Genomic DNA, 20,134 nt, shown 5'->3' with positions numbered 1-20,134 from the left:
CTGGCAAGGTCCGCGACGAGAGGGACGAACGAACGGGAAGGGATCGATCGCCGTGCCCGCTTACACCGCACATCCCGCACACCCCGGTGGCACCGCCACCGCCCCCGCCTACAGCGCGCACAAGGACGACGTCCTCAAGCGGCTGCGCCGCATCGAGGGCCAGGTGCGCGGCCTCCAGCGCATGGTGGAGGAGGGGACGTACTGCATCGACGTGCTCACCCAGGTCGGCGCCGCCACCAAGGCCCTGCAGTCCTTCGCCCTCACCATGCTGGAGGACCACCTGCACTCCTGCGTCGCCGACGCGGTCGCCGAGGGCGGTGACAAGGCGCGCGAGAAGGTCGAGGAAGCCTCCCGGGCCGTCGCCCGCATGGTCCGCGCCTAGGTCGTCTCTTTCGGATCTTGCCGGTTAAGCCCGCGTCGTCCGGTGCCGTGCATCGCAAGGCGGAGCGGCTCCCGATTACTGGACGTCCTCGGGTGCCGCGACAACGCGGCGAGGTGCGGTACCGGGCGGCGCGGGTGTGGGGGCACCTCCCAGCGGTAGCTGGGGGAGCAAGATCCGGAAGAGACGGCCTAAGTCCTCCTGGGGCCGGCGGGCCGTGCGAGCAGGCGGCGCAGCCAGCGGGTGCGGGCCTCGCGGGCGTCGAGGGTGAGGGCGGCGTGCGGGGCCAGGCCGTCGAAGCCGTGGCAGGCGCCGGGCCACACGTGCAGTTCCGCCCGTCCGCCCGCCCGCCAGAGCGCGTTCGCGTACGCCACGTCCTCGTCGCGGAAGATCTCGGCGGAACCGACCTCGACATAGGCCGCCGGGAGCCCCGAGAGGTCCGTGGCGCGCGCGGGGGCCGCGTACGGGGGCAGGTCCGCGGCGCCGTGCCGCTCGCCCAGCAGCGACTGCCAGGCGGTCGCGTTGGAGACCGGGTCCCATACCCCGGCCCCGCTCATCTGCCGGCCGGAGAAGGTGGCGCCGCGGTCGTCGAGCATCGGGCTCAGCAGCAGCTGCCCCAGGACGCTCGGGCCGCCCCGGTCGCGGGCCAGCAGGGCCAGGGCCGCGGCGAGCCCGCCGCCCGCGCTCTTGCCGCCGATGACGACGCGGTCCGGATCGACGCCCAGCTCGTCCGCGTGCGCGACGGCCCACGCGAGCCCGGCGTAGCAGTCCTCCAGCGGCTCGGGGTAGCGCGCCCGGGGCGCCAGCCGGTACTCGACGGAGACGACGGCCAGCCGCAGCGGGAGCGCCCACTCGCGCAGGATCCGCGGCAGTACGGACCGGGCGTTGCCCGAGATCATCCCGCCGCCGTGCATGTAGTACAGCAGTGGCAGCGTCCCGCCCGCACCGGCCGGCCGCGCGCTCACCAGCGTGACCTCCGGAGCGCCCCCGGGGCCCGGCACGGACAGCTCCGCCACCTCGAACCGCCCGCCGTCGCGCAGCGCTTCGAGCGTCGGCCGGGGCCGGGACGCGGCGTCCCGGGCCTGCCACGCGGCGAGGTTGCCCGGCGTGACCGGCTCCCGCACGCGCGCACCCATGTCCCCGAGCACGGCCCGCAGTTCGGGATCGAAGGGCGGCACCGGCATCGGCGCCCGCGGCCCGTCGGCCCCCGCCGCGCCGTCCTCGGGGCGGCCTGTCCGCTCTCCCCGGGAACCCATGCGGCCCAGCCAATCACATGACCGGTGACGGGCGGCGGGCACCCCTGCTGAATTGACCATGCTCCTGACAGCATTGGCGCCGCGTCACTCCCATGGCCGCACCACACCCCGAAGGGGGCGATCAGCGCATGACCAAGCCTGAGAGCGCGGGAGACGACTACGACGTCGTCATCAGCGGAGCCGGCCTCGCCGGCAGCGCCGCGGCGATCCTGCTCGCCCGGCGCGGTGTCCGCGTCGCACTGCTGGAACGCCGCTCGGACCCCGAGGCGTACAAGGTGCTGTGCACCCACTCCATCACGGCCAACGCCTACCCGGTGCTGGACGAACTCGGCCTCCTGCCCGCGCTCGAGAAGGCCGGGGCCGTCCGCAACGAGGCCCGCTGGTACACCCGCTGGGGGTGGATCGAGCCGAGGGCCGCGCCCGCCGGTCCCGCGCTGCCGTACGCGTACAACATCCGGCGCAGCACCCTCGACCCGCTGATCCGGTCCCGTGCCGCGCGGACCCCGGGCGTCGATCTGCTGCTCGGCCACCAGGTGGCCGGGCTGGTCCGGGAGGCCGGGCGGACCGTGGGAGCGCGGGTCAGGACCCCCGGGGGCGAGCGGGAGATCCGGGCCCGGCTCGTCGTCGGCGCCGACGGCAAGGACTCGGCCGTGGCGAAGTCCGCCGAGGTGCCCACCCGGCGGTACGAGAACGGGCGGTTCGGCTACCTCGCGCACTTCCGCGACCTGCCGCTGCACGGCGGGATCGGCCAGGCCTGGTTCCTGGAGCCCGACATGGCGTACGCGTTCCCCAACGACGACGGGGTGACGGTCCTCGCCGTGCTCCCCGGCAAGAAGCGGCTGCCGGCCTTCCGCGAAGACCTGGAGGGCAGCTTCCTCTCCTTCGTGCGGGCCCTGCCCGATGCGCCGCCCGTCGACTCCGCCGAGCGCATCAGCAAGATCATCGGCACGGTCGACTACCCGCTCGTCACGCGCGAGCCGACCGCACCCGGCATCGCGCTCGTCGGCGACGCCGCCCTGACCGGCGATCCGCTGTGGGGAGTGGGGTGCGGTTGGGCCCTGCAGTCCGCCGCCTGGCTGGCCGCGGCCGTCGCCCCCGCCGCGGCCGGCCGGGGCGACCTCGACCGGGCGCTCGCGCGGTACGCCCGCACCCACCGGCGCCGGCTGCGCGGCCACCAGTCCCTGGCCGTCGACTACGCCAGGGCCCGCCCGTTCAATCCGGGGGAGCGGCTCATGTTCGCGGCGGCGGCGCGCGACGAGGCGATGGCGCGGCACATGCACCTGTTCGCATCCCGCCTGATCGGTCCGCTGCGCTTCCTGAACCCCGTGGCACTGGCCAGGGCGTCGGCCGTCAACCTCCGCTACCGCGGGGCGGGTGCGCCGCGCCGTTCCCCCGGAGGGCGGGCGGACACCCGCTGAGGCACCCACGCCGCCGCCCGGCGGACGGAGGACACCGGATCAGACGATGTCCTCCGCGATGTCCGCCTGTTCGCGGGCGTTGCCGTAGGGGGCCGGGGTCCCGTACGAGCGCCGGGCGGCGTACCACCACACACTGGCGAGGGCCAGTACGACCACCAGGGCGATCACCGCGTAGTTCATCGAGTCGACGGTCACCGGGGACTTCTGCGGCAGGCAGAACAGGACGGTGACCAGGCCCACCCAGACGACCGCGATCCAGCCGACCGGCTTGCTCCAGCGGCCCAGGTTCCACGGGCCGGGCCGGAACCGCTTGCCGGCGCGCAGCCGCAGGTAGACCGGGATGGCGTAGGCCGGGGTGATGCCGATGACGTTGATGGCGGTCACGGCCCCGTACGCGGTGGCCGAGTAGAGGGAGGGCAGCGCGAGGACGCCGGCGGCGGCGACGGAGAGCCAGACGGCCGGGACCGGGGTCTGGCTGCGGCTGCTGACCCTGCGCCACAGGGAGGAGCCGGGGAGCGCGTTGTCACGGCTGAAGGCGAAGACCATCCGGCTCGCGGCGGCGACTTCGGCGTTGCCGCAGAACAGCTGCGCGACGATGACGACGAGCAGCAGGGCGGTGGCGCCGCCGGAACCGAGGGCGTCGAGGAAGATCTGGGCGGGCGGGACACCGGTGGCGGTGCCCTGGACGGCGGCGTAGTCCTGGATGGCGAAGGTCAGGCCCGCGAGCAGCGCGAACCCGGCGAGCCAGGAGACCCAGATGGCCCGGACGATTCCCTTGGCCGCGGAGACGGAGGCGTTCGAGGTCTCCTCCGAGAGGTGCGCGGAGGCGTCGTAGCCGGAGAAGGTGTACTGCGCGAGCAGGAGGCCGATGGCCGCCACGTAGAACGGGTTGGCCCAGCCGGTGTCGTTGACGAACTCGGTGAAGACGAACGAGGCCGACTGGTGGTGGTCCGGGACCAGGGCCAGGGCGCCGACGATCGCGGCGACGCCGGCCAGGTGCCACCAGACGCTGATCGAGTTGAGCACGCTGACGAGGCGGACGCCGAAGAGGTTGAGCACGGCGTGCAGCAGCAGGATCGCCAGGAAGATCAGGAAGGTCGAGCCCGGGGTGGGCACGAAGCCGAACTGGAGGTTCAGGAAGGCCCCGGTGAACAGGGCGGCGCCGTAGTCGATGCCGGCGATGGCGCCGAGGAGGCCGAGCAGGTTGAGCCAGCCCGTGTACCAGCCCCAGCGGCGTCCGCCGAGCCGGTCGGCCATGTAGTAGAGCGCCCCGGAGGTGGGGTAGGCGCTGGTCACCTCGGCCAGGGCGAGGCCCACGCAGAGGACGAAGAGCCCGACGCCGGCCCAGCCCCACAGCATCACGGCCGGGCCGCCGGTGCCCAGGCCGAAGCCGTACAGGGTCATGCAGCCGGACAGCACGGATATGACCGAGAAGCTGATGGCGAAGTTGCCGAAGCCGCCCATCCGGCGGGCCAGGACGGGCTGGTAGCCGAGCTCTCTGAGCCGCTCCTCCTCGTCCTGGCGGGGTGGCAGCTTGTGGTCCGGGCGGGCTGCCGGCGTGGTGCGCGACATGGCGGTACCTCCGAAGTGGTGGAGCAGGGGGGACGGGGTGGAGAGCGGGAGCGGCGGGGGCGGTGGCGGGGGAGCCGGTGCCGCGGAACGTGGGCGGGAGGAGGGCCGGGGGAGGGTCAGTCCCGGCCGGCCAGGCTCCGGGACCTGGCGCGCAGGAACACCTCCTCGGCCAGCGCCGGGTCGGCCGGGTCGCGGGTCCGCCGGGCCCACGGCAAGGTGGTCCAGTACCCGCCCATCGCCTCGAAGACCCGGGCCGCCCCGTCGAACTGGTGGGCTCCCCACAGGGCGTGGGCGAGATGGTTCAGGTCGAGCGGGGAGGCGTGCGCCGGGTCGGCGTACGGGAACCAGGCCTCCAGGGCGTGGACGGCGTCGCGGATGGAGTCGTCCGTGAGCCAGTGCAGGTCGAGGGCCCGCTCCTGCCCGCCCTCACGGCGGTAGCGCTCGACGTGGACGTAGAGCGGCAGGAGGTGGACGGCGGACCCCGGCGGAGCCGTGCCCACCGCCCAGCGGGCGAAGTTGACGGCCTCGGAGTGCGGCCGCGGTCCGGCCGGGCCCGCGTACATGAACTGGAGCATCCGGTGGTACGCCTCGCGGTTGTACGGGTCCCGCTCGTCGGCCTGCGCGAGGATGCCCCAAGGCCCGGGGGGCAGCATCGGGCCGGGCGGCGGCAGCCGGTGCTCGTCCATCCGGCGGTCTTCGTCGAGGAGGGCCAGGGCGAGCAGGCAGACCCAGGGCACCGGGTCGGCGGGGCTGATACCGGTGGCGGTCCGGCAGGCCTGCCAGGCCTCCTGCCACAGCTCGTGCGTGCGGGGGTGGCCCGCGCGGTGGGCGCGGACGGCGCGTTCGACGGCGACCCGGGTGTGCATCACGGTCGCGGCGACGCTGGTGGGCTGCTCGGCCCTCCAGGCCTGGACCACGTCGGAGCCGGCCGCGACCGCGGCGAGGACCTGGGTGCGCTGGGTCCACAGGCCCCAGCCGTCCGTACGTTCCAGCAGCCGCGCCATGGACAGCCAGCGGCCGGTGCGCAGGTCCTGCACGGCGGCGCGGAGGTCGTCGTCGAGGCCGGCGGGGTGGTAGACGGGCCGGAAATCGCCGCCGGCCATCACCTCGCCCCGGGCGACGTGCGGCCGGAGCCGGCTCGTACTGCGGTCATCGTGGTCATCGGTCCTCGGATCGCCTGGAGGGACGGGTCGGGTCCGTCCGGCGTCCGGTGGCCGCACTGCGGCCGGGCCAGCACCAGGGATGCGTGAACCATGCGCGAACTGCCCGGCGAACCCCCGCCGTAGAGCCACGGGCGGCGCGGTTACCGCCCGTTGACCGGCGATCACTATAGAGCGGTACGGCCGATCGCACACGCATTCCCTTTCAGACACAAGTTTCAGGCCACATGCGGGAGATGACTGAGCATCAGTGCATCCGGCATGCGCTCGGGAGGATCTTGACGGGGGACCGCCCCTGGTGAAGGCTTCCGACCGGCGATGGCTGACGTGATCGCTGACGTGATGATGACCTGCCGGAACACGGACGGAGTGGTGATGACGGGCCCGGTGCTCGCTGTGGACCAAGGCACCTCGGGAACCAAGGCCCTTGTCCTGTGCCCGGAGCGCGGGATCATCGGCTCCGCCTCCGCTCCCGTACGGCCCCGGTACCTGCCCGACGGCCGGGTGGAGGTGGACCCGGGCGAGCTGCTGGGCTCGGTCGTCGACGCCGGGCGGGCCGCGCTGGCGGCGGCCGGTGAACCGGTGGCGGCGGTGGGCCTGGCCAACCAGGGCGAGACCGTGCTCGCCTGGGACCCGGCGAGCGGCGAACCGCTGACCGACGCGATCGTCTGGCAGGACCGGCGCGCCGCACCGCTGTGCACCGAACTGTCCCCGCACGCCGAGCTGCTGCGCGAACGCACCGGACTGCCGCTCGACCCGTACTTCGCCGCGCCCAAGATGGCCTGGATACGCCGCCACCTGACGCGGAGGGGCGTCGTCACCACCAGCGACGCGTGGCTGGTGCACCGCCTCACCGGCGCGTTCGTCACCGACGCGGCGACCGCGGGCCGTACGCAGCTGCTCGACCTCGACACCGTCGGCTGGTCGGAGACCGCCCTCGACGTCTTCGGCCTCGCCGGCGAGCCACTGCCGCGGATCGTCGACGCGGACTCCCGCGTCGGCACCACCACCGCCTTCGGTCCCGAACTGCCGCTGACGGGACTGCTCGTCGACCAACAGGCCGCCCTGCTCGCCCAGAGCGTCACCGCCCCCGGCACCGCCAAGTGCACCTACGGCACCGGCGCGTTCCTGCTCGCGCAGACCGGACCGCACCCCCGCCGCAGCTCCTCCGGACTGGTCGGCTGCGTGGCCTGGCGGATCGCCGGGCGGACCAGCTACTGCCTCGACGGCCAGGTGTACACGGCCGCTTCCGCCGTACGCTGGCTCACCGATCTCGGCGTGATCTCCGGCGCCGCGGACATCGACGCCGTGGGCGGCAGCGTCCCCGACTCCGGCGGCGTCACCTTCGTCCCCGCGCTCGCCGGGCTGGCCGCCCCCTGGTGGCGGGGCGATCTGCGCGGCTCGGTCACCGGACTCGGCCTCGGCACCACCGCCGGACACCTGGTGCACGCCCTGTGCGACGGCATCGCCGCCCAGGTCGCCGAGCTCGCGGACGCGGCCGCCGCCGACCTGGGCGCGCCGCTGACCTCCCTCCGCGTCGACGGAGGGCTCACCCGGTCCGCCCTGCTCATGCAGGCCCAGGCCGATCTGCTCCGGATCCCCGTCGAGGTGTCGGCGCTGCCGGACGCCACCGCCCTCGGCGTCGGCGCGGTCGCCCGGCTCGGCCTCGACCCCTCCCTCACGGTCCGCGACGCCGTCCCCGAGTGGAAGCCGTCCGCCGTCTACGAGCCGCGGGCCGGGGCGGGCGAGGCCGCCGAGCGCCGCGCACGGTTCCGTACCGCGGTCGCCGCCCTGCTCGACGGCCCCGCATGAGCGTCACCACCCGCGGTGCCCTGCCGGGCGCGGAGTACGACGTGACGGTCATCGGCGCCGGCGTGGTGGGCTGCGCCATCGCCCGCGAACTGGCCCGGCTGCCCCTGCGGACCGCCCTGGTCGAGGCGTCCGACGACGTCGGGGACGGCACCTCCAAGGCCAACACGGCCATCCTCCACACCGGGTTCGACGCGGTGCCCGGGTCCCTGGAGTCCCGGCTGGTCCGGGACGGCGGGCGGCGGCTCGCCGCGTACGCCGCCGAGAGCGGCATCCCGGTGGAGCCGCTCGGGGCCCTCCTCGTGGCCTGGGACGAAGAGCAGCGCGCCGCGCTGCCCGGCCTCGCCGGCAAGGCCGTGCGCAACGGCTACCACGAGGCCCGGATCCTGCCGGCCGAAGAGGTGCGGGCCCGCGAGCCGGAGCTCGGACCCGGAGTGCTCGGGGCGCTCGACGTACCCGGCGAGTCCGTCATCTGCCCCTGGTCCACCACGCTGGCGTACGCGACGCAGGCCGTCCGCGCGGGCGTCGACCTCCACCTCGACTGCCCGGTCCGGGCCGTCACCCCCGGAGACCCGCACCTGCTGGACACCGGCCGCGGCGTACTGCGCACCCGCCACCTGGTCAACGCGGCCGGCCTGCACGCCGACGCGGTCGACCGGCTGCTCGGGCACGCGGACCTCACGGTGACCCCCCGGCGCGGCCAGCTGATCGTCTTCGACGAGCTCGCCCGCGGCCTGGTCCGGCACATCCTGCTGCCGGTGCCGGGCGCGCTCGGCAAGGGCGTCCTGGTCACGCCGACGGTCCACGGGAAGGTGCTGCTCGGGCCGACCGCCGAGGACCTGGACGACAAGGCCGCCACCGGGTCCACCGCCGAAGGGATCGCACTGCTGCGGGAGAGGGGCCGGCGGATCCTGCCCGCGCTCCTGGAGGAGGAGGTCACGGCCGTGTACGCGGGACTGCGGGCCGCCACCGGGTCCGAGGACTACGCGATCCGCGCCCACCCCGCGCAGCGGTACGTCACCGTGGGCGGGATCCGCTCGACGGGCCTGACCGCGTCCATGGCGATCGCGTCCCACGTGGTGGAGCTCCTCGCCGAGGGCGGTCTGCCGGTGACCGGGCCACGGGAACTGGAGCCCGTGCGCATGCCGAACCTGGGCGAGGCGTTCCGCCGTCCCTACCGCGACGCCGAGCTGATCGCGGCGGACCCCGAGTACGGCCGGATCGTCTGCCACTGCGAGCGCGTGACCCGCGGGGAGATCCGCGACGCGCTCGCCGGTACCGTCCCGCCCGGTTCCCTGGACGGACTCCGGCGCCGTACGCGCGCCCGTGGCGGCCGCTGCCAGGGCTTCCACTGCGGCGCCGCCGTCCGCGCGCTGTTCGAGGAGGCCCGACGGTGAACCGTACGGACCGTACGGACCGCACGGTCGACGTGCTGGTCGTCGGAGCGGGCCCGGCCGGGCTGGCCCTGGCCGCCCGCGTCGCGGCCGCGGGCGCGGGCCGGGTCGAGGTACTGGAACGCGAGGAGGAGGCGGGCGGCGCACCGCGCCACTGCCACCACGGCGGCTTCGGACGGCCGCCGCTGCCCTGGCTGTCCGGACCCGCGTACGCACGCCGCGCGGTGGCCGCGGCGCTGGACGCCGGTGCCGTCGTCCGTACCGGCGTCACCGCCACCGGCTGGGCGGGACCGCTGGCCCTGGAGACCACCGGCCCGGCGGGGCTGGAACGGATCACGGCCCGGGCCGTCGTCCTCGCCACGGGCGCCCGGGAACGCCCCCGCAGCGCCCGGCTGGTGCCCGGCACCCGCCCGGCCGGAGTGCTCACCACCGGGGAGCTCCAGCGGTCGGTCCACCTCCACGGCCGCCCCGTCGGCCGCCGGGCCGTGGTGGTGGGCGCCGAGCCGGTGGCCCGCCACGCGGTACGCACCCTGCGGCGGTCGGGCACGGAGGTGGTGGCGGTCCTCACCGAGCACGCGCGCGGCACCGCCGTACCGGGGGTTCCGCTGCTCACGGCGACCACGGTGAGCGAGCTGCGCGGCCGGGGCCGGCTCTCGGGAGTGGCGGTCCGCCACCGGGACGGCCGGTCGGCGGTCATCGCCTGCGACACGGTGGTCTTCACCGGCGACTGGATCCCCGAGCACGAACTGGCCCGCCGGGGCGGCGTGCCCGTGGACCCGGGCACCCTCGGACCCCGCGTGGACACCGCCTTCCGTACGGGGGCGCCCGGGGTCTTCGCCGTCGGCAACGCCCTGCACGGTGTGGAGCGCGCCGCCACCGCGGCCGCAGAGGGCCGGGCCGCCGCCGCCCCGGTCCTGGCCCGCCTCGCGGGAGCCCCCTGGCCCGACGCCGGCCCGCCGCTGCTCGTACGGGCCCCGCTCGCGTGGGTGACGCCGAACCGCGTCACGGCCCCCGCGCGGCGCCCGCTGCTGCTGCGCTCCGCGGTGCCGCTGACCGCCCCGGTGGTGGAGGTGTCGCAGGACGGCCGCCTGCTGTGGCGCCGCCGCTTCCCGGGCCGCGTGCCGGCGTCGCGCTCACTGCGTTTGCCGCCGGGGTGGACGGCGCGGGTCGACCCGGCGGGCGGCCCGGTGGTGGTGGGCACCGCCTGACGGCCGGCGCTCCCTCAGCCGGAGCGGTCGGCGGCCGGGGCGAGGAGGCGGCCCATGGCGGCCACCACCGACGGCTCGACGCGGTAGTAGACCCAGGTGCCGCGGCGCTCGGAGCTGAGCAGGCCGGCTTCCCTGAGCTTCTTCAGGTGGTGGGAGACGGTCGGCTGGGAGACCCCGACGTCGGAGATGTCGCACACGCACGCCTCGCCGTCCGGGTGGGAGGCGACGGCGGAGAACAGGCGCAGGCGCACCGGATCGCCGAGGGCCTTGAACATCCTGGCGGTGCGCTCCGCCTCCTCGGCGCTGAAGGGGCGCTCGGCCAGCGGCGGGCAGCAGGCCGGGGCAGCCGGATCCGGCTCCAGCAGCGGCGGCGCCTCAGTGTTCGACATACGTCTATGTTGACACGCGTCGAATCGGAAGGGGACCCGGGCGTCGCGACCGCCTCACCGAGCAGCGGGGCGCCGTCACGTAACCACCCCGAGCCGCACCAGAAGCGTGACCCCGGGCGTCCCCGTACCCCGCTGAGGGGAACCGGCCGCGCCCGGTTACGGCAGCGGAGCCGGATACGGCGGCAGGGCCGGACCGCGCGTGCTGGTCCCGGCCCCGCCTCGTGCGGTGCCGCCCTGCGGCGGGTGCGTCAGCCCGCTGCGGTGTCGTCGCCCGCCTGCCCGGCATCCCCAGCCGCGCGTGCCTTCTCGCGCATCTTGCGCACCAGCTCCGCCTTCCGGTCGGCGGCACCCTGGCGGTCGAGATTGCGATGCGGACCGTTGTTCTGCCGTTCGGCGCGGGACAGCTTCTTGCGCTGGCCGCCGCCCTGGCCCACGGGGTTGTTGATGTTTTTGCTGTCGGTCACGGGTTCTCCCGGTGGTGAGGTGAAGTGATCTGCGGATCCATCGGTGGGGACGGGGCGCGGCGACGTCGGAGGACGTCAGCGGAGGCCCGTCACGCACTCACCCGTGAATCGGCGTCTGGAAGAACATGACAAAGACGTTACCCGGTTCCGCCGACCCCGCGCGCCATGTTCTTCGCCGCCCCGGCGCCGACCGGGCCGACGGCGGGCGCTCGGGGCCGGTTGCCCCCGGTCGGGAGCGCGTGGGTCACGCTGCCGAAATGCGGGGTGTACCGAATGACCGGTTCCTGCGGGGCACCGCCCCCCCGTTCGCTGACCGCTGCGTGGCGCCGCAGGTGGGTCTCCCGGTCGCGGACGGGACGCCGGCCGGCACCGTCCTCGTGCCGGAGCGGCTGTCCGACCGACAGCACTGTGGTTGGCCGGCCGGGGACCTGCCGGGGACAGGGGCGCAGTGCGTAGCCGCAGGCGAGGGTCGCCGCGCTGGTCGAATGCGGCACCCACGCCGTGTTCGCGGTCCGGGTCGCACCACGTGCGGTCCACGAGACCGCGCTCGCCAAAGAGTTCCGCGCATCCATGACGCGCGGGATGCTCCTGCTGGGCGACCGCGGCTTCCGCGGCTTCGACCTGTGGCGGTCGGCGGCCGCGACCGGCGCCGACCTGCTGTGGCGTGCCAAGAGCGATGCCGTCCTCCCGGTGCTGGTCGCATGGGAGGACGGTTCCCATCTCTCACAGATCTTGCGGCCCGGGACAAGAACCGCCACGCCGACCCGACCCGGGTCCGTGTCATCGAGTACACCCTCGGCTCAGCCGATAGCGGCACCACCGTCTATCGACTGGTGACGAGCATCCTCGACCCGCGGACCGCGCCAGCCGCGGAACTGGCCTCGCTCCATGCCCAGCGGTGGGAGATCGGGACCACGCTGGATGAGATCAAGACCCGCCAGGGCGGGCCCGGCCTGGTCCTGCGATCCCAGCACCCGCGCGGCACCGACCAGGCGGCGCCAGCAGGTGGAGTCGCCCCCGCCGTGAACCGCTCGTCTACGCGTCGGCGGACCGCACCACATCGCGATCCCCGTGGATCAGGCGGGTCAGCGTTGCAGGGTGAGCAGGCCCGGCCGGTACGGCAGGTTCGCGTAGGAGGTGTTCGGCGGTATGTCTTTGAGGAGGCCCTGGTAGAGGAACTGCAGGTTGCAGGGATCGATGGTCATGGTCTGGTCGGGGTTGTCGCGGACCAGGTCACCGTGGCTGACGCCCTGGGCCCAGTCGGAACCACTGTTGGCCTGGCCCGCGAAGGGGCTGCTCTCGCTGCCGGCCTGGACGGTCCACGGACCGTTCAGGCTGGAGGCGGTGAACGAGCGGAAGTAGCGGTTCGAACCCTGCGCCTCAACGATCATGAGGTACTGGTTCTGGCCCTTGACCTTGTAGACCTCCGGCGCCTCGAACAGAAGGTTCGTCGTGTCGCTCATGACCGTCGTGTACGACGAGCCGAAGCTGCTGGGGAAGTTCCCGATCGGCATGCTCGCCCGGTAGATCTTGCCGTTGTCACCGGCGAAGAACAGGTACATGTTCTGGTCGTCGGCGATCATGGTCGGGTCGATCGGGCCGCCTTCTTCGCCGGCGGGGAGGCTGCCGGTGAACAGCGGCTGCCGGGCGGACCAGCCGTTGGGGTTGGTGGGGTCGCTGGAGGTGCGGTAGTAGAACGGCCATTGACCCCACTGGTCCACCATCACCCAGATGTTCTTGGGCGCGAAGTAGAACAGTTCGGGCGCCACCGCGGTGTCGTTCATCTGGGTCTGGGTGGCCTTCGCCATGTCCGACCAGTTCGTGAAGGGACTGAACCCCGTCGAGCCCCACGACGTTCCGTTGGAGGTGGTCCCGTAGACCAGGTGCTTGCCGTTGTACTTCACGGTGGTGAAGTCCTTCAGCGCGACCTGCCCGTTCGCCGGCTGCGCCAGCGGAGCCGACGAGGTCCACCGGTAGGTCGACGGAAGAGCGCACGTGCCGGTGCCCGCGCCCGTGTCGGCGACGGGGACGAGCTGCCACTGCTGGTTGGCGCCGCCCCAGTCGGCGTACTGGACGATCTTGCCGCCGTCGGCGGTGGAGGCGCTCTGCACCTCGAGGGCCTTGTTGCTGTGGCGGTTCAGGAGGCGGACGTAGCCGTCGGCGGAGTCCGCGAGGCGGAACTGCTGGTTGGTCGCGTTGAGGTCGCTCCACTGGAGGACGTCGGTGCCGTCGGCCGAGGACCAGTTGTAGTTGTCCAGGACCTTGCCGGAGTTACGGTTCTGCAGGCGGTAGTAGCCGCTGCCGGAGTCCAGGAAGCGCCACTGCTGGGCTTCGTTGCCGGTCCGGGTCCACTGGACGACGGGCGAACCGTTGGCGGTGGCGAAGTTGTAGTCGTCCAGGGCCTTGCCGCTGTTGCGGTTGACCAGGACGTACCACGTGCCGGTGTCGACCGAAGCCGCCGAGGCCGACGACGGGTTCACCATGGCGAGGAAGCCGGCCACGAAGGCCATCGAGAGCAGGGCGGCCATCCGCGGCCGCCATCCTCGCCGTGAGGTACGAGGAGCTGTACCGAGAGCGTTCATCTGCACCCTCCTAGGCGTGACTCGGCAGGGGCCGGTCCTTCTCGGTGCGTGCGGACCGGACACGGCACGTCCGAGGCGGCCGCAAGACGTGACCCCTGCGGGGTGGGGGGCACCGGGTCTCCGGCGCGTTGTTAGCGCTAACAATTTGAAAGTCGAACATCCGGCGTGTTGCAGGGAGAAAACCACGGGACATGAGGGACCGTCAAGCACTCGCGTCGCAACCTGCCTGTTACCGAGACGTCATCAGAATCTCGTCCTTTCAGAGTTGTTGACGAGACCCACGTGAACGCTCACACTCTTCGGCGCAGGCGACAGTTGGGCTTGACCCTGTCGGTGATCTTGATAGTCGCGGTCAGGTGCCGAGGGTTCGCCAGGACCGCGACCGGGGCCCCTGCTGGTCCAGGAAGGTCTGGAAGGCGGTCGGTTGTCGATGTGGAGGTTTCCTCGGCCGCTGTTCGGCTGCTGAGCCGTTCGATGTTGACGGCGACAGCCGTGAGTGCGTGTTGCGGTTGGGCTGTCCTCGGTAGCGGGAGCGGCGCATGCCGTGTCGGTGAGCGAACTCATTGATGGTGCTCTCCACCCCGGAGCCGATCGCGTAGCGGGCCTTCCCGCGAGCGCGGCGGGTACTCGTCCGGTGCGCACCGGGCGGCCCGAGACGGTGATGGTCCCGGTCTGCGGGCGGCGCAGGCCGGCGATGGCCTCGCCGAGCTGGACGTTCCCGCTGACGGCCGCTCCCGCCAGGCCGACGACCTCGCCGGGCCGGGCGGCTAGTGAAGTCCTGGTAGGCACCAGCCAGGCTGAGCCCGGAGACATCCAGCAGGGCGGCGCCGACCGGGGCGGTGAGATGTGCCGGGCGGCCCGGTGGTGCAGAGGTCGTTGACCTCGTGCAGGTGGTGCGAGATGAACAGGAATGCCATGTTCTGGCGCTGGAGTGCGCGCAGCTGGTCGAAGAGACGCTCGATGCCCCGCGCGTCGCTACGGGTCGGGGGCGGCGAGGCGTCACCAGGTTGCTCGACCACGTGACCAGCCTCTGGGGCGTCGTGATTGTCCTCGTGCTGTCCCGCTCTACCCAGCGTGGAGGCGAGCTTCGCACCGTGTCCACGGCGTCAGCGACAGGACACTCGTCCGGAGTCGCCTGTTCGAGACCGACGGCTTGGTCGACCACTCCTTACCCTTGAGGTCCCGCCGTATCGCCACCCACGCTGATGATGTCGTCGCCGGATCAGCTACTCAGCGTGGTGGGGCTCACTCTCGTGATGTTCCACGAAGGTGGGGTGCCCGAGGTCGGGATGCATCAGGCGTGCGGAACGACAGGTGAGGGTGAAGTGGCTTGCTCCCCAGCGGAGTGGATTCCCACAGGCCCTCGGAAGTGACCTTTTAGATCATTCGCGAATGTGGAGTTGATCAACGGAGTGGGGCCACTGGCTACAGCCAGTCGCGCTTCTTGAAGATGACGTACAGGCTCACGCAAACCACCGCCATCAGCACGATCGCGAAGGGGTATCCGGCCGTCCACTTTAGTTCCGGCATGGTCTCGAAGTTCATGCCGTAGATCGTGCCGACCAGGGTGGGGGCGAAGAGGATGGCCGCCCACGAGGAGATCGTCTTGAAGTCGTCACCCTCACACGTCTGACCTGCGGGAATCGGTAGTGCGGGCGGTCTCACCTGCAGCAATCGACCTTTCAGAGTCTTTCACCCTGCTCCGCGTTTGTGCAGCCGGTTCCCCCCACCCGCCCCCCAATGAGGCCTCATTCCCCCCAGATTCCCCCCCAGCGGGACTGTCTGGCCAAGAGGGCACCGCAGGTTCGGGGGCCGTCCTCCGTCGCTCACGACCGGCTACTCAGGGGAGTGGCGGCGGGGCGGGGCAAGAGGCGCAGCGGGGCTGGAGGAGCTCGGCGAGGCTGCTGTTGCCCTGGGGCGCCGTCGCACGCTGGCAGAGCTCCACCACTTCAGCTGTCGGCTGGGAGCGCCTCGTGACGGAGCCGCAGGGCAAGTCCTTTTGATCGGTGGGGAGATCCTCCACTACCGGCTCATGGCTGAGGACCAGTCCGCCGCGGCGGACCCGCTGGTGCCCCTTCCGAAGGAGAGCAGCAGGACCGTGACTGGTGACCGCGCGGAGGCGCAGGACGTCGTCTCGTTCGTGCTGTCCGATCCCGGGGGCAGGAGGCGAGGGCGAGGGGCGAGGCGGCGGAGACTGAGCTCGGCATGGAGCTGTGCGCCCAGCTCCAGCCGTTCCAGGACCGCCACGACCAGGCCGTGCGCGACGGCGACGCGGCCCGGCTCACCGGGATCTGTCCCGGCAGCACCGGCCGCTGGGGGCGGATCTGCGTCCTGTCCGACGATCACGCGACCTTGATGGAGGAACCGCACTGGGGCCGCTATAGCGAGGGCCGGCCGCGTGGGTGGTCAACGCCGATGACTGGTGACGCTGCGACGTTGGCAGGCGGAACCCCGGGCGCGCTGGGCGGCCCGGGGCCTTTCGCTGACCCTGGTCGGGGCACTGCGCCCTGGGATGCCGAGCCGCTCCCCCTGTCTACGCCGTGGTGGCAAGCCCCGCCTTGGTCGCCTCTGACTTGGGCGGCCATGTGGATTCATAGGTGTGCCGCTGTCGGTGCCCGCTCGTACGCTGTTGGCCGGCGCAGGCGCGCCGGAGCCTGGAGGCGTTCATGGCACGACAGCTGACGTATGAACAGCGGATCGCTTTGATCAACAAATGGAAGAACCCCCCGGGTGCTTCCGAACAGCTCCGGCTGGAGCGCGCCGAGCGCATGGTGAAACAGGCGGTGCTCCGACACGAGCCGTTCCAGGGGCTCGACATCACGGTGGCGTCGAAGGGCTCGTACCCCAACAACACCAACGTTCGCGGTGACAGCGATGTCGACATCATGGTGAAACTGAACGACCCCTTCCATACGGAGGGACTGGCGGCTTGGTGGTTTGGGCAGCAGGCCAGTTACGCGGGGCCGTGGACCCGGCAGAAGCTCCGCCGGGAGGTCGAGGACGCGCTCACTAACCAGTTCGGCTCGGTGGACACGGACCATAACCTCGCCTTGTACGTTCCGGAGGTTGTGGGCAGCCGTCCCAGCATCGACGTGGTGCCGTGCTTCAAGTGGGTGGCCTACGACAGCACGGTGCCCGGCGGCGAGTACGTGGGCAGCGTCGTCTACGGGCGCAACGGGAAGCGAGTCATCAACTGGCCCGAGCTCCAGCTGGCCAACGGCAAGGCGAAAAACAACGCCACCAAGTACCGGTACAAGTTCGTGGTGCGGGTGCTGAAGAACGTGGAAAACGTCCTCGCCTCCGACGGCGTGATCACGGCCCTGCCGTCGTACTTCTCCGAGTGCCTGATCTACAACGTCCCGGACGACGTCTTGGGTCTCGACGGCAGCCTGGACGCTGTGGTCCGCGAGAGTCTGCGGGAGGTCTACCGGCAGCTCACGGGGGCCTGGTTCAGCTCCCAGCGCATGGTGGAGCCGAACGGGATCAAGAAGGTGTTCGGCGAGGGTCAGAAGTGGACGGAGAAGGACGCCCGCGAGCTGGTCGAGGGCGCGTGGCACTACCTCAACTACGAAGGCTGACGATGAACACCGCGACCACCATCCGCACCGGCGCCACCATCGCCGCCACCCTCTACACCGTCGTCCTGCTCGTCCTGGGCCTGTACCCGTCCGAGTTCCGGTACCTCTTCGCGTACATCCCGGCCCTCGTGGGCTACGGCACCGTCGTCTTCGACAAGTGGGCCTGGCGCTGGCCCGTGGTCCACCGCTTCACCGGCCGTGCCTGGGTCACGGGCACTTGGCGGGTCGTGCTTGTCCCGAGCCCGGAGAGCCACATACCGGAGGGAGGGAACCGGGGCCCGATCACCACGTACATGACCATCGAGCAGACCTTTTGGAGCCTGCACGCCACGCTCCGCACGAAGGAGAGCACCTCGCGGTCGAGCAACGCCACCATCGGCGCCCCCGAGAACTCGGGAACCGCCGAGATCGGGTTCCTGTACGACAACACGCCCCGCGTGGAACACCAGCCTCGAAGCCCGCGGCACGAAGGGGCCTGCCGGATCGCGGTCACCGGCCTCCAACCCAAGGCCGCGACCGGGCACTACTTCACTAGCCGGTTTACTGCCGGCGATATGGACTTCACCCTGCTCGGCCGATCGACCGACTACGGCACATTCGCCGAAGCTCAGGCCGCCGACCCGGCGCATACCAGCCGCTGAAGATCAAGCGGCCCCGGGGGCTGGTACCCCGGGGCCCGTAGTGTTGCTGGACGAGCTACTGCATGAGCCCGCCGAGGGCCTGCTCAGCCATCTGGATGCCCTGCGTTGCCGCCATGGTCGAGGCGCCCTCCAGCAGCTTGTCTCTGAGCTGGGTGGCGAATTGGCGCAGGCGGCCCGGCTCAGGGTTCCCCGAGGTCGCCTCGGCGTGGAGGTCTTCGGCGACGCGCTCCAGTTCTACGCGGTCCTCATCGGGCATGCCCAGGATGGGACTGACCTGGCCGATGTACCCGGCAAGCTGGACGAACAGCGTCGGGTCGATGCCTTCGGTGACGTTCTGGGCGAAGTGCTGCTGCTCGCCGATGATGACGCCCTTGGCGTTCGGCATGTAGTTGTTGTACGTGGTGCCGGGGCGGGGCTGGCTGACGTGATCCTGCACGCTTCCTCCAGTCAGGGCGCAGCTGACGCCCTGGGGTGTGATGGCGACGGTGGGGGGCTCGGTGTCGATGTGCTCGATCAACTGGTGCTGTGCCAGGTGGGCGAGTGCCTCGAACAGCTCGGTGCCGGTGATCTCGGATCCGGCGAAGTAGGCGGCGGGCGTGGCGAGGAACAGCACCGGGTTAATGGGCTTCTGGTCGCCGGCGGTGTCGAATAGCCACCGGTGGAAGGCGTCCATGGTGTAGCGGAGGCGGGCGGCGCGGTCCAGGCGTAGCTTCTTCAGCCGGTGGATCGCGGCGCGGCCAGCGTCCGCGAGGTGGACTTGGGGAAGCTCGCCCATGCCGCGCACGACGGTGACCAGATCCCGCTGCTCCAGCTCGAACGCGAGCACGGCCGGGTCCTCGTCCGGCAGCTGCTGTTCTTCGACGAACCGGGTCAGGTCGATGTAGTGAGAGGGGTTCTGCTGGGCTTGCTCGTCGAGCCACACCAGGAGCCGTGCCAAGGTCGGGTCGCCTTCCGCGGTGTCGCGGCCAGGCATGGTGCCTCCTGTTCCAGTCGCCTCGGTCTGAATCGGTACCCGGATGGGGTTCCGCTTGGCTGCGCGCTCATAGCCCTTGACGATGTCCTTGAGGTGCTTGTCGATCGCGCGCTGGTTGATGCGGGCCACGTTGGCCTCCTGTCTCAGGTACCTCAGCCAAGGGTACGGAGCGGGTCCGACATTGGGCCTTCCGTTTACCGGTCCGCGATGGTGGCGACGAGTTCGTGGTGCTGCCGAGTGGTTGGGATCTGCGGCGAGAAGGCAACACCCTGTGTCAGAGGCGGCAGCGGTGAACTGGAGTGTGTGTAGGCCCTGGGGTCCTGGGCTGCTGCTCTTGAAGGGCTAGGTGCGGCTGGGAGGGTGTCGGTGAGGAGGTCCAGTCGCGTGTAGAGGGGTCGTACGAGCCGGCCGACGAGTGTCGGTTCCCCCGGCTCCGAGCAGGGGCCGTGGGAGGACATCGGATCGCGCTACGACCTGCGCCAGCGGCTGTTTCGCCGGGCAGTCCAAGCCCGGCCATGGACCGTGCGCTCAAGGTCTGTGGCGGGGCGTGATCTATTCGCCGAGCCCGAGGGCCATGCTGCCCATGAGCTGACGAGCGAAGTCCTCCAGGATCGAGGGGTTGGCAGCGAGGAATTCCATGGCCCGCTCGGTTCGCTGTTCAGGCGAAAGCTCTTTCAGTTCCTGCTGCCATGCCAGGGTGGCAGCACCGCCATCCTCGACCTCGGCATTCACGATGAGGCTCCAGAGCGCCTGTTGGGCGTCCTCACGAGCGAGCCAAGTCATGAACATCTGCTGGAACTGCTCGCTTGTCACAGTGACCTTCGGGTCGCTGGGCGCGGTGGCCGCATCTTGGGAAGGCGCGTCAGCCTCGACCCCCGGAACAGCAACAGGAGGTGTCGTCGTGACCCCAGCCCGCAAGGCCTTCTTCTGGGCTCTGCGGGCCTGCTGCTTCAGCACGAAGGCTTCGCGTTTGGCAGCGAGGGCCGGCACGGCCTGGGTGTGCCACAAGTGGACAACCACAGACTTCGTGGCTTCTACGAGACCTTCGGTGATCTGGCCCGCGATGTCAGCCACGATCTGTTGGGCGGGGGTGAGCTGAGGACCTTGCTCCTTCACGTACTTGGTGACGTAGACGATCTTGGGCTTGGCTTCGGTCTTCAGGAGAATCTCGACGTGCTTCGGTCCCTTGTCACTCGTCTTGGGAGTGAACCCACGCTTCCAGCCTTCGTTCTCCCGCGAGTCGGCGAGACTCTCGCCCTTGGGGATGCGAATAAGTGCGTTGAACAGGTCGTACTCCGGGTCCTCGGCCAT

The 20,134-nt window shown here is 71.6% G+C and carries 16 protein-coding genes and 1 pseudogene; 8 read left to right on the top strand and 9 right to left on the bottom strand.

What is annotated here, in order from left to right; genetic code table 11:
* Positions 1-52 precede the first annotated feature (52 nt).
* Entirely contained in the window at positions 53-382 is a 330-nt protein-coding gene (locus tag ACZ4WZ_RS09545) for a metal-sensitive transcriptional regulator (RefSeq protein ID WP_467887331.1), read from the top strand.
* 188 nt (positions 383-570) lie between these two features.
* On the opposite strand, the gene ACZ4WZ_RS09540 is transcribed toward ACZ4WZ_RS09545, so the two are convergent.
* On the bottom strand, positions 571-1,563 hold the full coding sequence (locus tag ACZ4WZ_RS09540; RefSeq protein WP_467887406.1) for an alpha/beta hydrolase: 993 nt from the start codon (positions 1,561-1,563) through the stop codon (positions 571-573).
* Between the two features lie 200 nt (positions 1,564-1,763).
* Here ACZ4WZ_RS09540 and ACZ4WZ_RS09535 point away from each other — a divergent pair, with 200 nt between their 5' ends.
* Positions 1,764-3,053 carry an NAD(P)/FAD-dependent oxidoreductase gene (locus tag ACZ4WZ_RS09535; protein ID WP_467887328.1) on the top strand — a complete coding sequence of 430 codons (1,290 nt, stop codon included), beginning with the start codon at positions 1,764-1,766 and terminating at the stop codon, positions 3,051-3,053.
* Positions 3,054-3,092: 39 nt separating this feature from the next.
* On the opposite strand, the gene ACZ4WZ_RS09530 is transcribed toward ACZ4WZ_RS09535, so the two are convergent.
* On the bottom strand, positions 3,093-4,625 hold the full coding sequence (locus tag ACZ4WZ_RS09530) for an amino acid permease (RefSeq protein ID WP_467887325.1): 1,533 nt from the start codon (positions 4,623-4,625) through the stop codon (positions 3,093-3,095).
* A gap of 116 nt (positions 4,626-4,741) precedes the next feature.
* Complete coding sequence (locus ACZ4WZ_RS09525) at positions 4,742-5,728, bottom strand: hypothetical protein (protein ID WP_467887322.1); 987 nt, start codon at positions 5,726-5,728, stop codon at positions 4,742-4,744.
* A gap of 432 nt (positions 5,729-6,160) precedes the next feature.
* On the opposite strand from ACZ4WZ_RS09525, the gene ACZ4WZ_RS09520 reads away from it, so the two are divergent.
* From ACZ4WZ_RS09520 to ACZ4WZ_RS09510, 3 genes are read left to right on the top strand one after another with little or no spacing between them, the layout of a single operon-like run.
* Complete coding sequence (locus ACZ4WZ_RS09520; protein ID WP_467887403.1) at positions 6,161-7,597, top strand: FGGY family carbohydrate kinase; 1,437 nt, start codon at positions 6,161-6,163, stop codon at positions 7,595-7,597.
* Positions 7,594-8,991 carry an FAD-dependent oxidoreductase gene (locus ACZ4WZ_RS09515; protein WP_467887319.1) on the top strand — a complete coding sequence of 466 codons (1,398 nt, stop codon included), beginning with the start codon at positions 7,594-7,596 and terminating at the stop codon, positions 8,989-8,991. The genes ACZ4WZ_RS09520 and ACZ4WZ_RS09515 overlap by 4 nt, the downstream gene beginning before the upstream one ends.
* Positions 8,988-10,196 carry an NAD(P)/FAD-dependent oxidoreductase gene (locus ACZ4WZ_RS09510; protein ID WP_467887316.1) on the top strand — a complete coding sequence of 403 codons (1,209 nt, stop codon included), beginning with the start codon at positions 8,988-8,990 and terminating at the stop codon, positions 10,194-10,196. Before ACZ4WZ_RS09515 ends, ACZ4WZ_RS09510 begins: the two co-directional genes overlap by 4 nt.
* 14 nt (positions 10,197-10,210) lie before the next feature.
* Here the strand turns inward: ACZ4WZ_RS09510 and ACZ4WZ_RS09505 are convergent, their stop codons facing one another.
* Together ACZ4WZ_RS09505 and ACZ4WZ_RS09500 are read right to left on the bottom strand one after the other, a co-directional pair.
* Complete coding sequence (locus ACZ4WZ_RS09505; RefSeq protein ID WP_467887314.1) at positions 10,211-10,585, bottom strand: ArsR/SmtB family transcription factor; 375 nt, start codon at positions 10,583-10,585, stop codon at positions 10,211-10,213.
* A gap of 248 nt (positions 10,586-10,833) precedes the next feature.
* Complete coding sequence (locus ACZ4WZ_RS09500; protein ID WP_467887311.1) at positions 10,834-11,049, bottom strand: DUF6243 family protein; 216 nt, start codon at positions 11,047-11,049, stop codon at positions 10,834-10,836.
* A gap of 501 nt (positions 11,050-11,550) precedes the next feature.
* On the opposite strand from ACZ4WZ_RS09500, the gene ACZ4WZ_RS09495 reads away from it, so the two are divergent.
* Positions 11,551-11,886, top strand: coding sequence for a hypothetical protein (locus tag ACZ4WZ_RS09495; protein WP_467887309.1), 336 nt, complete (start codon positions 11,551-11,553; stop codon positions 11,884-11,886).
* 248 nt (positions 11,887-12,134) lie between these two features.
* On the opposite strand, the gene ACZ4WZ_RS09490 is transcribed toward ACZ4WZ_RS09495, so the two are convergent.
* Positions 12,135-13,577, bottom strand: a complete 1,443-nt coding sequence (locus tag ACZ4WZ_RS09490; protein WP_467887306.1) for a non-reducing end alpha-L-arabinofuranosidase family hydrolase — start codon at positions 13,575-13,577, stop codon at positions 12,135-12,137.
* Positions 13,578-15,056: 1,479 nt separating this feature from the next.
* A pseudogene (locus ACZ4WZ_RS09485) lies at positions 15,057-15,239 on the bottom strand (CorA family divalent cation transporter); the annotation flags it as partial.
* Between the two features lie 1,058 nt (positions 15,240-16,297).
* Here ACZ4WZ_RS09485 and ACZ4WZ_RS09480 point away from each other — a divergent pair.
* The gene (locus ACZ4WZ_RS09480) at positions 16,298-17,209 is read left to right on the top strand and encodes a nucleotidyltransferase domain-containing protein (protein ID WP_052874284.1); all 912 of its coding nucleotides are present in this window, start codon (positions 16,298-16,300) and stop codon (positions 17,207-17,209) included.
* Between the two features lie 2 nt (positions 17,210-17,211).
* Positions 17,212-17,850 (top strand): Cap15 family cyclic dinucleotide receptor domain-containing protein, encoded by a 639-nt coding sequence (locus tag ACZ4WZ_RS09475; RefSeq protein WP_052874283.1) that lies wholly within the window; start codon positions 17,212-17,214, stop codon positions 17,848-17,850.
* 55 nt (positions 17,851-17,905) lie between these two features.
* Here ACZ4WZ_RS09475 and ACZ4WZ_RS09470 read toward each other — a convergent pair whose 3' ends face one another.
* The gene (locus tag ACZ4WZ_RS09470; RefSeq protein WP_052874282.1) at positions 17,906-18,952 is read right to left on the bottom strand and encodes a hypothetical protein; all 1,047 of its coding nucleotides are present in this window, start codon (positions 18,950-18,952) and stop codon (positions 17,906-17,908) included.
* 423 nt (positions 18,953-19,375) lie between these two features.
* A complete protein-coding gene (locus ACZ4WZ_RS09465) occupies positions 19,376-20,134 on the bottom strand; it encodes a hypothetical protein (RefSeq protein WP_392897896.1) in 759 nt (252 codons plus the stop codon).

This window comes from Streptomyces sp. NPDC029122 (assembly GCF_055569445.1).
The sequence above is the reverse complement of the archived record's forward strand: the minus strand, read 5'-3'. Positions and strand labels throughout refer to the sequence as shown.